The organism is Blautia caecimuris (assembly GCF_024622975.1).
Classification (GTDB): Bacteria; Bacillota; Clostridia; order Lachnospirales; family Lachnospiraceae; genus Blautia_A; species Blautia_A caecimuris.
In genome coordinates, this window is the sequence record NZ_JANJZT010000027.1 from 12,092 (window position 1) to 23,817 (window position 11,726).

An 11,726-nucleotide genomic window follows, 5' to 3' on the forward strand; every position below is an offset into this window, starting at 1 on the left:
ATATGAAATGTGAGATAGAGCGTATGGAAATTAACTATACGTTCTATTTTTTTGCCTTTTTTGAAAAAGTGATTAAAAAACTATTGACATTTTGTTACTGGCAAAACGGCGAAGTCGATTTTGATTTCCTGTGGTGCCAGACTTGCCCCATTTGATATCGCAGAACTCCGTGAGATCATGTCTTATGATGAAATGGAACTGGATAAGATCGGAGACAGGAAGACAGCCTTGTTTCTGATTATGTCCGATACAGATACAACCTTTAACTTTGTGATTGCCATGTTACAGTCACAGCTTTTCAATCTGCTTTGCGATAAGGCAGATGATGAATATGGTGGAAGACTTCCGGTGCATGTGCGTGTCATCGCTGACGAGTTTGCCAACATCGGACAAATTCCTCAGTTTGACAAGCTGATCGCAACCATCCGAAGCAGGGAAATCTCTGCTTCTATTATTTTGCAGTCACAGAGTCAGTTAAAGGCAATGTATAAGGATAGTGCAGATACCATTCTGGGCAACTGTGATACGACTTTATTCCTTGGTGGGAAAGAGAAGACCACATTAAAGGAAATGAGTGAGCTTCTGGGTAAGGAAACCATTGACCTGTATAACACTTCGGAGACGAGGAGTAATCAGAAGTCTTTTGGATTGAATTACCAGAAAACAGGCAAACAGCTGATGACAGAAGATGAGATTGCAGTCATGGATGGAGGAAAATGTATCCTGCAGATCCGTGGTGCCAGACCATTTTTCTCGGACAAATATGATATCACGAAACACAAAAACTATCGGCTTCTTGCAGATGGAAACGAGAAGAACCGATACAAAGTTGAGAAAGAGTTAAATCCGCAGTACACACCGAAATCTGAAGAAGAGGTGGAAGTAATTCATGTAGAACTGTCGGAGTAACCTTGGGAATGAACGAAAAATAATGAGGAAAGGAATAACTGACATTAGGTGCGCCGGCTTTTTAGTCGGTGTTTTTTCGTTCCCGTAAACACCTGAAAAAAGTCAGTTTTGGTGAATGTATATGGCGTTTTTTAGCAGTGCAATTACAACTTTAAAAACTCTTGTAGTCGCAATCGGTGCAGGTCTTGGCGTGTGGGGTGTCGTAAACCTTCTGGAAGGTTATGGAAATGACAATCCCGGCGCTAAGAGCCAGGGCATCAAACAGCTGATGGCTGGTGCCGGAATCATGCTGCTGGGAACTACCCTGATTCCACAGCTGGCAACATTGTTCTCTTAAGAGGAGTAGTAGATGAACACCATCATTGAGAGAATTACGGAAGCGATAAAGGATATCCTGATCGGGCTTATCAAGTCAAGTTTGGATAACATGTTCACGTCTGTCAATGAACAGGTGGGAACCATAGCCGGGCAGGTGGGACAGACACCGCAGGGATGGAATGCAGGGATTTTTAATCTGATTCAGAATTTATCCCAAACAGTGATTGTCCCCATTGCGGGACTGATCATCACCTTTGTCCTGTGCTATGAATTGATCACGATGGTAACACAGAAAAACAATTTCCATGAATTTGAGACTTACAATATTTTCCTCTGGATCTTCAAAGCGTATGTAGCCATTTATCTGGTGACAAATACGTTCAATATCACGATGGCGGTCTTTGACGTTGGCCAGCATGTGGTCAACAATGCCGCCGGAGTAATTTCCGGAAACACAGCAGTGGACGCATCGGAAGCAATCACAAGGATTGTGGATGCACTGGAAGATATGGAACTGGGGGATTTGTTCCTGCTATCCATGGAAACGCTGTTGATCAGTGTTACCATGCACATTCTGTCAATTATCATTACGGTAATCTTGTATGGCAGGATGATAGAGATTTACCTTTACACTTCCATAGCACCAATTCCGTTTGCCACCATGACCAATAAGGAATGGGGCAATATCGGAAACAACTATTTAAAAGGCTTGTTCGCACTGGCATTTCAGGGATTCTTCATGATGGTCTGTGTGGGAATTTATGCAGTTTTAGTAAATGCAATGACCATATCCAGTGACCTTCATGCAGCAATGTTTTCAGTAGCGGCTTATACCGTGATTCTTGCATTTTCATTATTCAAGACCGGAAGCCTTAGCAAATCAATATTCAATGCCCACTAACGGGCAGGAAGGGAGAGCATACATGGCGTATGTACCAGTACCAAAAGACCTTACCAAGGTCAAAACAAAAGTAGCGTTAAATCTGACAAAGCGGCAGCTGATTTTCTTTTCACTTGCCGCAGTTGTGGGAATTCCGTTTTATCTGTTCATGAGAAAACCAATCGGTTCCAGTATCGCAGCCATCCTGATGGTAACGATCATGCTTCCGTTTTTCTTCATGGCAATGTATGAAAAGGATGGACTTCCCTTTGAAAAAGTGGTGGCAAATATCATTCGACAGAAGTTTATCTGTCCGGCAGTAAGACCATATAAGACAGAAAATTTTTATCAGGAGATTGCCACCCTTGTAAAAAAGGAGGGTGTGCCGGATGGCAAAAAAGACAAAGCAGGAGGCTCAGCAGGAGCGTCTGTCCCTGGCGGAAAAAAGAAACCGTCAGGAAAGAAGAAACAAAAAAAGCAGAAAAGAAAGAGAACAGGAAAAGCGTAAGAAGAAACAGGAACGGGATCGCAGGAAACAGAAAAATATTCCTACAACTGCACAGCAGAGTATTCCGTATATTCGGATGCTGCAGGATGGTATCTGCCAGGTGACAAAGACCTTTTTCTCTAAGACAATTCAGTTTTATGACATCAATTATCAGCTTGCTTTAAACGAGGATAAGACCACGATATTTGAAAATTACTGTGATTTTTTAAATTACTTTGATTCTTCCATCAGTGTGCAGCTGTCCTTTATCAATCAGCAGGTGGATGTGGCAGAATTCGAGAAAAGTATTGATATTCCAGATCAGAACGATGACTTCAATGCCATTCGTGAAGAGTACCGTACTATGCTGAAAAATCAGCTTTCCAAAGGAAATAATGGTCTGGTAAAGACAAAGTATATCACTTTTGGAATCGAAGCAGAAAGCCTGAAAGTGGCAAGACCAAGGCTTGAAAGAATCGAAACAGATATCTTAAATAACTTTAAGGTTCTGGGAGCACAGGCACATTCTTTGAATGGTCTGGAAAGGCTGGAGATTCTGTATCATGTGTTCAACCAGGATCGGATTGAACCATTTAAGTTCCAGTATAAGATGCTTCCGGAAACCGGATTAAAGACCAAAGATTTTATTGCACCGACTTCCTTTAACTTTTCCAAGAATCAGACATTTTTGATGGGAAGAACGATGGGAAGCGTGAGTTATCTGCAGATTCTTGCACCGGAGCTGACAGACCGGATGCTTGCAGATTTCCTGGATGTGGATGACAGCATCAATGTCAACATTCATATCCAGTCCATTGATCAGAGTTCAGCAATCAAAATGATCAAGAGCAAGATTTCAGATCTGGATAAGATGAAGATTGAAGAGCAGAAACGGGCGGTACGTTCCGGTTATGATATGGACGTGCTTCCGTCAGACCTTGTGACTTATGGAGAAGAGGCGAAGAACCTGTTGGAAGATCTGCAGTCCAGAAATGAGAGAATGTTCCTTGTGACGGTTCTGGTAATGAATACCGCTAAGAAGCGCCAGAAGCTGGATAACAATATTTTCCAGGTGCAGGGAATCGCACAGAAATATAACTGTTCTTTAAAACAGTTGGATTATCAGCAGGAGGCAGCACTTATGTCCTGTATTCCGCTTGGAGTCAATCGAATTGAAATTCAGAGAGGGCTTACCACATCATCAACAGCAATCTTTGTGCCATTTACGACACAGGAACTGTTTCAGGAAGGGGAAGCTCTTTATTATGGATTGAATGCATTATCCAATAACATGATCATGGTTGACCGGAAGCGTCTGAAGAACCCGAATGGACTGATTCTCGGCACACCAGGTTCCGGCAAGTCCTTCTCAGCAAAGAGAGAGATTACAAACTGCTTCCTGATTACGGAAGACGATATCATTGTCTGTGATCCAGAAGCTGAATATTCAGCACTTGTGCAAGCACTGCATGGGCAGGTGGTACGTGTTTCTCCGGTATCTGACCAGTATATCAATCCAATGGATCTGAACCTGAACTATTCCGAGGAAGATAATCCACTGTCACTGAAAGCAGATTTTATTCTGTCTTTGTGTGAGCTGATTGTTGGAGGAAAGAATGGACTGGAACCGGTAGAAAAGACCATCATTGACCGCTGTGTGCGGTTGGTATATCAGGAATATCTTGCCGATCCCGTACCGGAGAAGATGCCAATCCTGGAGGACTTATACAATCTTCTGAGAAAGCAGGAAGAGCCAGAAGCACAGCGACTGGCCACTTCATTGGAAATCTATGTTACAGGTTCTTTGAATGTATTTAATCATCAGACAAACGTGGATATCAATAACCGCATTGTCTGCTTTGATATCAAGGAACTTGGTAAACAGTTGAAAAAGATTGGGATGCTTGTAATCCAGGATCAGGTCTGGAACAGGGTAACAATGAACCGTTCTGCCCATAAGTCCACCAGATACTATGTGGATGAGTTCCATCTTCTTTTGAAGGAAGAACAGACCGCAGCCTATAGTGTGGAGATCTGGAAGAGATTTCGTAAATGGGGTGGTATACCGACTGGAATCACCCAGAATATCAAGGATTTGCTGTCTTCCAGAGAAATCGAGAATATATTTGAAAATTCAGATTTTATTTATATGCTGAACCAGGCTTCCGGAGACAGGCAGATTCTTGCCAAACAGCTGAATATTTCACCAACCCAGCTGTCCTATGTAACCAACAGTAATGAGGGGGAAGGACTTCTGTTTTATGGCAATGTCATTATCCCATTTGTAGACAGATTCCCGAAGAATTCCCTCTATAAAATCATGACAACCCGCTTGGAGGAGACTTCCGAAGCAGGTTAAATCAAAGGAGAAAACAATGTTACGAGCAATTTCATATGTATTAACTTTTAGTGGCGGTGCTGTTTTTGGCATCGCTTTTCTCTGTTTATTACAGGCAGGGAAAGGGTATCCGAAGAAGGAGGAATAAGTAGTGGCAGAGCAGAGAATGAAAGTCAGGGATAAGAAAGTCCAGAAAATGACCAAGGATGGTCTGGTGGAAGAAAACCTGACGGATAAATCTTCTGTTCGTGTCAGTAACCGTGCCAGTGATGTGCAGATGGGGAGGAAACAGGGGGAAATAGAAGAAAACCTTGTGGATAAGTCTCCCCGCCAGTCTGAACGGAGTGGGAAAAATATTCGCCCCTCTGTGCAAAAATCCAGAGATGCACCGGAACTGATACGGGCAGAGAAGCAAAGTGAGGATCTTGGACAGAGTAGAAAACAGCAAAATAGAAAAAGAATCCGTGCTGAAACCGGAAAAGGTTCCAGACTTGCAGAAAAATCCGAAGCCGGACAGTCAGGGAGACTGAAAGAAAAACGTGCGGATCTATCAGAAAACAGAGGAGACAGCCGGAGAAATCAGACCGGTGGCAGCAAAAAGCCGAAACAAAAACAGCGTTTGAAGTTTGCTTATGAGGAAACTGGTGCTTCTGTGAAAAATGATAAAGATATGGAGAAATTGAACCAGATGGATACGGATGGAGTCAATTTTCGCCATCAGAAACAAAAGGAAAAAGCCAGAAAGTTTTCTTATGAGGAAGCAAAAAAGAAGAAGGAAGCAAAGCAGCATTCCAAGAAAGCACAGGTTTATCAGGCAAATGATGGAGAAGCTCCTGGAAAGAAGAAATCCCGCTTGAAGTTTGGCGAAGGGGAATCTGTGAAAACAGGAAAAACTTCTGTTGTCAAGAAAGCAGGAAGTGCAACTTCCGCAGCATTGCACCGTGAGATCAGCAAAAATGAAGACGATAATGCGGCGGTAGAAGGTGTCCATAAGTTAGAAGAAAGCGGCGAAGGTGTTTACCGGCTGGAACAGAGAAGTGCCAGACGCAGGAAACAGAGGGCATCCAGAAAAAGAAGCAGACTAGAAAGACAGGAAGAGAAACAGACACAGGCGGCAGCCCATCAGGAGCAGAAGAAACTGAAAAAACAGATTCAGAAGCAACAGATCAAACGGGATTATGCCAAAGCGAAGCGAAGTGAACAGACAGTAGGGACAGCTGCAAAAGGTACGATTGATTATATCAAGAAGATTGGCGGCAAAGTCACCAACTTCTTTAAAGAAAACCGGAAGGTGTATATCAGTGTAGCAGTTCTGATCGGATTGATGTTTCTGATCATAACGAATGTCACGTCATGCTCTTCAGTGTTTTTGCAAAATGTGATCACTTACACCGGAACCAGTTATCTGTCATCGGATCAGGCAATCCGGGAAGCGGAACTGTATTACACACAGCTGGAAGCTAATCTGCAGGAGCGGATCAACAATATGGAATCTGAAGAACCGGGACATGAGGAATACCGATATAACATCGGACCTATTGAGCATGATCCGTTTATCCTGATTAGTTATCTGTCTGCAAAGTACGAAGAATTTACTTTTGAACAGGTCAAGCCGGAGCTGGATGCCTTGTTTGCAGAGCAATATCATCTAACTACTGAGGCAGTCAATGAGACTGTAACGGAGACAGCAACAGTAAGAGTTGGAGAATCTTTGGGACAGGTTGTGACCAGTGGATATTGTAACTGTCCAATCTGTTGTGGTATTTGGAGCGGAGGACCGACTGCCAGTGGAGCATATCCAACTGCCAATCATACCTTAGCGGTAGATGCTTCCAATCCGTTTGTTCCAATGGGAACAAAGGTAGTTATGAATGGTGTTGAATATACCGTAGAAGATACCGGAGCTTTCGCAAGATACGGTGTACAATTTGATGTCTATTATGACAGTCATGCGGCAGCATCTGCACATGGACATCAGACCTGGGAATGTTATCTTGCGGATGATAACGGAAGCAATGAAGTCGAAGTGACCAGAACCAGAGATGTGGACACGCTGAATGTAACATTGACCAGTGGAAACCTGATGTCAATCTGTCAGGACAGGTTGGGATTCTTCCAGAAAGAACTGTTCAGTGCTTATAACGATACGAAGGGTAATTTACAGATGTTTGCGACACCAGTTGATTTTAACTGGTATTCCAGTGTGACCAGCTATTATGGATATCGGATTCATCCAATTTCAGGAGCAAATCAGTTACACAATGGTATGGATATCGGAGCACCGGAAGGGACAAAAGTAATGGCAGGGCTGACCGGAACAGTTACAACTTCTGCTTATAACGACAGCTATGGCAATTATGTTGTAATCAAGGACAGTAAAGGCTACGAACTGCGGTATGCACATTTAAGCAGCCGGAGCGTATCTGCAGGTGTATCCGTCACGAAAGGTGATGAGATAGGTCTTGTAGGAAATACCGGAAATTCTACAGGAAGCCATCTTCATATTGAGCTTCTGAAAAATGGAGAGCGTTTAAACCCAATCTTTTATCTGGAAACAGGAGAAGGGGCAGGCTTTGGCGGTAATGAATATACCAGCGAAGCAGCGCAACGTTTACTGGAAGAGGCTGCAAAATATCTTGGAACACCGTATGTGTGGGGCGGATACTCTCCTAGCGGATTTGACTGTTCCGGATTTGTAAGTTACTGCCTGACACATTCGGGTGTAAGGAATACAGGAAGATTAACGGCACAGGGATTGTATGACATTTGCACGCCGGTATCCCAGTCAGATGCACAGCCAGGAGATCTGATCTTCTTTACCGGAACCTACGATGCAGGAGAACCAGTAACGCATATTGGAATCTATGTGGGCAATGGTCAGATGATCCATTGTGGGCATCCGGTTCAGTACACGTCCATCAACTCTCCATACTGGCAGAGCCATTTCTATGGATTCGGGCGATGGTAAGGAAAAGGGCGGTATAACAGCCGCCCGGAAAGGAGAAGAGATGAAAAATCTTGAAAAAGCAACGGCAGATTATGAGAAAGCCAAGGAAAAAATGGAAGCATCCAAAGCCAGATATGAAGCAGATTTAAAGCGGTTCAAGGCTGCGGAGATTGCAAAAACAGAAGCGGAAAATCTGGAAATTGTAAGAATTATCCGCGCAATGGATATGAGTATTCCGGAATTGGAAGCTTTTAAAAAGAAAATGAAAAATGGGTTGCCCGGCAGGGTAGAAATACAGAAGGAGGAAATAAAAGCCGATGATGAATCTGGAAAAAATGAAACAGAAGAAGAGAACAACTACTAAAAGCAGGGTGAAAAAGAGTCTGCTTGCAGCAACGACATTTCTTTGCCTGACAACACCTTTGCTCCAGACACAGACTGCTTATGCAGCTGAGAATACCACACCTGCAATCACGATTGAGAAACCGGATGGCTGGAAACAGGGCGAAACAAGCATTGCTGTTACGGTAGATGCCAGTCATATGCCGGAAGGTTTCTCAATAGCAAAGATTGAAGCAAAAGCAGGAAAAGATGGAAGCTGGCAGGATGTAACTGGAAGCGGAAGTATCACGATCACAGGAAATCAGATAGTGTACGTGCGTGTGACAGATGGTGATGGAAAGGTGTATGAGCAGAATCGTTCTATTAAGTGTTATGATACGGAAAAGCCGACACTCTCTGCTTCCCTGACAGATGGCATACTGACGATTCAGGGAAATGATACCGTTTCCGGTATTGCTTCTGTGACAGTTAATGGCACCACTTATACAGATCTGAAGGATGGAATGCTGAGAGTGCAACTGACACAGAAAGATTTTACAACAAAACAGATTGAAATCACGGTAACGGATGGTGCCGGAAATACTTCTGAGAAGTATGTACTGCAGAATCCTTATTATGAATGGGCAAAGAAGCAGGCAGAGAAACAGAAAACCTCCAGTGACAGTAATGGCGCAATGGCAACTACGACCAGTGCAGATGCAACTGGGACTGAGAAAACAACGACTTCTCCGCTTCCGCAGGATGCACAAGCTTCTGAGCCGACAGATGCAAAAGGAACTGTGGATGATCGGACAGTGACAGGTATTGAGGAGCAGCTTAATAAAGAAGGAGAGACAGCAGATTCTGTTACCAAAACAGCTACGGAAGGCACAAAAGAGTTTTATACCATTTCAACTAAGAGTGGTAAGATTTTCTATCTGATTATTGACAATTCAAAATCTCAGGATAATGTGTATTTCCTTACCGAAGTCAGCGAGAAAGATCTGATGAACTTCACACTTTCTGATTCGGTGACACTTCCGGAAGTAGATACTGTTTATGCAGAACCAGAGAAACAGGCTGAAGAAGAAAAGCCGGAAACGACAGGGTCAGCTGAGAAAGATAAGGTAGAGGATGACATTCAGATGCCAGAAGATAAAAGTCCAATTGGAACGTATCTTCTGATTGCACTGGTTGCAGTAGGAGCTGTGGCAGGAGGATATTACTTCAAAGTCTATAAACCAAAGCATGAATATGATGACGAGGATGAGATGGAAGAGGATGAAGATGAATCCGAAGATTCAGAGTCAGAAAAACGGGAAGTAGACGATGCAGATGAGCAGGAAGAAAGTACAGAACCGGAAATCTTGCGAGATGAAGATTTCAATGATGATGTACTGGAAGATGAAGAAGAGGAGCATGAGTAAATGAAATTAGTGATTGCGGAAAAACCATCGGTTGCGATGGCACTGGCTTCCGTGATTGGAGCCAGAACAAGAAAAGATGGTTACGTGGAGGGAAACGGTTATATCGTTTCCTGGTGCGTAGGACATCTGGTTGGATTATGTGATGCATCGGAATACGATGAAAAATATAAAAAATGGAAATATGAAGATCTGCCGATTGTGCCGAAACGTTGGAAACACAAGGTTTTGGAGGGCACAAAGAAGCAGTTCGGAATCTTGAAAAAACTGATGAGAGATTCCAAAGTAGATGAAGTGATCTGTGCTACTGATGCAGGACGTGAAGGAGAGTTAATCTTCCGTCTGGTGTATGAGCAGGCAGGATGCAAAAAGCCGATGAAGCGGCTCTGGATCTCTTCCATGGAAGAACAGGCAATTAAAGATGGATTTGCGTCATTAAAAGACGGTTCGTGTTATGACAGTCTCTATCAGTCAGCACTTTGCAGGGCAAAGGCAGACTGGCTGGTGGGAATCAATGCGAGCCGTCTTTTTTCCGTTCTGTATAACCAGAATCTGAAAGTTGGAAGAGTACAGACACCAACACTTGCCATGATCGTGGATCGAAATCAGAAGATCAAGGAATTTACCAAAGAAAAATATTATATGGTTCATATCAAGTTTGACGAGATGGATGCAGTCACAGAGCATTTTCAGAAAAAAGAGGATGCAGATAGAGTGGCTGCGGACTGTATGGAGCGTATGTGCGAAGTGGAAAAGGATGATGTGAAAGAAAAAACGGTTCGTCCTCCGAAGCTCTATGATTTGACCACTCTGCAGAGGGAAGCAAACAGAATGTTTGGTTATACCGCACAGCAGACATTGGATGCCATGCAGGAGATGTATGAGCAGAAGCTGGTCACTTATCCGAGAACAGACAGCCAGTATCTGACAGATGAGATGGGAGAAAGCACTGAAACACTGATTCAGATGTTACTTGGGAAAATGCCTTATGCTGAAGGTCTGGAATATCAACCAGACGTGAGTAAGGTATTAAATTCAAAGAAAGTATCCGATCACCATGCGATTATCCCAACCATGGAAATAGCCAAAGCAGATAATGGTGAACTGAAAGAACGAAACCGCAAGATTTTGTATCTGATCAGTGCCAGGGTACTGACAGCAACTGCAGATCCTTATATTTATGAGAGCCATAAATGCCAGATTACCTGTAATTATCATACGTTTTATTTCACAGCAAAGAAAACAAAGCAGGAAGGATTCAAGGCAATCGAAAATAAATTAAAACAGTTCTTTGGAGTAAAGATTGAGAAAGAAGAGCCGGAGCTGGATATCTGGGCAGGTAAGCATTATGGTCCCTGTGATTCTTTTGTATCGGAGCATTTTACACAGCCACCGAAACAGTACACAGAAGATACCCTGCTTTCTGCAATGGAACGTGCAGGGAATGAAGAGCTGACCGAAGATACGGAAAAGAAAGGACTTGGTACTCCGGCAACAAGGGCAGCAATCATTGAAAAACTGATTCAGTCTGGTTTTGTGAAAAGAGAAAAGAAAAATCTGGTGCCGACAGATGATGGCAATGTACTGATTACGGTTCTGCCGGACGAGATTAAATCTCCGAAGATGACCGCAGAGTGGGAAATGGCATTGAATCACATTGCCCAGAATACAGAGACAGCAGATGAATTCCTAAATGGGATTACAGAACTGATGCAGGAACTGGTTGCCAGGTATCAGGGTATTTCAGAAGAGAAGAAAAATCAGTTTCAGGGAAAGGCAAAAGGAGAAGTCATTGGCAAATGTCCCCGCTGTGGAGCAGATGTCCGGGAAGGAAAAGTAAACTTTTACTGTTCTGACCGGAACTGTGCTTTTACCTTGTGGAAGAATGATAAATTCCTTGCAAGCCAGGGGAAAAGGATGAATAAGGCGACAGCAAAGAAATTTCTGTCTAGAGGAAAAATCCATTATAAGGATCTGGTATCCAGAAAAACAGGGAGACAGTATGAAGCAACTGTGGAGATGGTTGATCCCGGAGAGGGAAATGTACAGTTCAATCTGATTTTCCCACAACGATAAGTAGTGTATTGCAGGCAGTCTAAGGA

Annotated in this window: 9 protein-coding genes and 1 pseudogene; all 10 read left to right on the forward strand. The window is 43.3% G+C overall.

Translation table 11 applies throughout. The features are described from left to right. Positions 1-99: 99 nt before the first annotated feature. Positions 100-909 (forward strand): annotated as a pseudogene (locus tag NSA57_RS15050) (VirD4-like conjugal transfer protein, CD1115 family); the annotation flags it as partial. 121 nt (positions 910-1,030) lie between these two features. Then, entirely contained in the window at positions 1,031-1,246 is a 216-nt protein-coding gene (locus NSA57_RS15055) for a Maff2 family mobile element protein (RefSeq protein ID WP_017144663.1), read from the forward strand. A 12-nt stretch (positions 1,247-1,258) separates the two neighbouring features. Continuing rightward, complete coding sequence (locus tag NSA57_RS15060; protein WP_257465280.1) at positions 1,259-2,128, forward strand: VirB6/TrbL-like conjugal transfer protein, CD1112 family; 870 nt, start codon at positions 1,259-1,261, stop codon at positions 2,126-2,128. A gap of 22 nt (positions 2,129-2,150) precedes the next feature. Next, the gene (locus tag NSA57_RS15065; protein ID WP_257465281.1) at positions 2,151-2,615 is read left to right on the forward strand and encodes a PrgI family protein; all 465 of its coding nucleotides are present in this window, start codon (positions 2,151-2,153) and stop codon (positions 2,613-2,615) included. Further along, entirely contained in the window at positions 2,497-4,953 is a 2,457-nt protein-coding gene (locus NSA57_RS15070; RefSeq protein WP_257465282.1) for a VirB4-like conjugal transfer ATPase, CD1110 family, read from the forward strand. Before NSA57_RS15065 ends, NSA57_RS15070 begins: the two co-directional genes overlap by 119 nt. Before the next feature lie 16 nt (positions 4,954-4,969). Next, positions 4,970-5,080, forward strand: a complete 111-nt coding sequence (locus tag NSA57_RS15075; protein WP_008688066.1) for a hypothetical protein — start codon at positions 4,970-4,972, stop codon at positions 5,078-5,080. Positions 5,081-5,098: 18 nt separating this feature from the next. Continuing rightward, on the forward strand, positions 5,099-7,900 hold the full coding sequence (locus NSA57_RS15080; protein WP_257465295.1) for a CD1108 family mobile element protein: 2,802 nt from the start codon (positions 5,099-5,101) through the stop codon (positions 7,898-7,900). Between the two features lie 40 nt (positions 7,901-7,940). Then, the gene (locus tag NSA57_RS15085; RefSeq protein ID WP_118758674.1) at positions 7,941-8,243 is read left to right on the forward strand and encodes a DUF4315 family protein; all 303 of its coding nucleotides are present in this window, start codon (positions 7,941-7,943) and stop codon (positions 8,241-8,243) included. Further along, positions 8,197-9,627: a CD1107 family mobile element protein gene (locus NSA57_RS15090; RefSeq protein ID WP_330671362.1), complete on the forward strand. Its 1,431-nt coding sequence runs from the start codon at positions 8,197-8,199 to the stop codon at positions 9,625-9,627. Before NSA57_RS15085 ends, NSA57_RS15090 begins: the two co-directional genes overlap by 47 nt. Next, a complete protein-coding gene (locus tag NSA57_RS15095; protein ID WP_257465283.1) occupies positions 9,628-11,700 on the forward strand; it encodes a DNA topoisomerase 3 in 2,073 nt (690 codons plus the stop codon). The last annotated feature ends 26 nt before the right edge of the window (positions 11,701-11,726 follow it).

Excerpts from the sequence above, each read along its gene's own strand:
- NSA57_RS15090 (WP_330671362.1), top strand. The coding sequence starts at position 8,197 with ATGATGAATCTGGAAAAAATGAAACAGAAGAAGAGAACAACTACTAAA.
- NSA57_RS15080 (WP_257465295.1), top strand. The coding sequence starts at position 5,099 with ATGAAAGTCAGGGATAAGAAAGTCCAGAAAATGACCAAGGATGGTCTG.
- NSA57_RS15060 (WP_257465280.1), top strand. The coding sequence starts at position 1,259 with ATGAACACCATCATTGAGAGAATTACGGAAGCGATAAAGGATATCCTG.
- NSA57_RS15070 (WP_257465282.1), top strand. The coding sequence starts at position 2,497 with ATGGCAAAAAAGACAAAGCAGGAGGCTCAGCAGGAGCGTCTGTCCCTG.
- NSA57_RS15075 (WP_008688066.1), top strand. The coding sequence starts at position 4,970 with ATGTTACGAGCAATTTCATATGTATTAACTTTTAGTGGCGGTGCTGTT.
- NSA57_RS15065 (WP_257465281.1), top strand. The coding sequence starts at position 2,151 with ATGGCGTATGTACCAGTACCAAAAGACCTTACCAAGGTCAAAACAAAA.
- NSA57_RS15095 (WP_257465283.1), top strand. The coding sequence starts at position 9,628 with ATGAAATTAGTGATTGCGGAAAAACCATCGGTTGCGATGGCACTGGCT.
- NSA57_RS15085 (WP_118758674.1), top strand. The coding sequence starts at position 7,941 with ATGAAAAATCTTGAAAAAGCAACGGCAGATTATGAGAAAGCCAAGGAA.
- NSA57_RS15055 (WP_017144663.1), top strand. The coding sequence starts at position 1,031 with ATGGCGTTTTTTAGCAGTGCAATTACAACTTTAAAAACTCTTGTAGTC.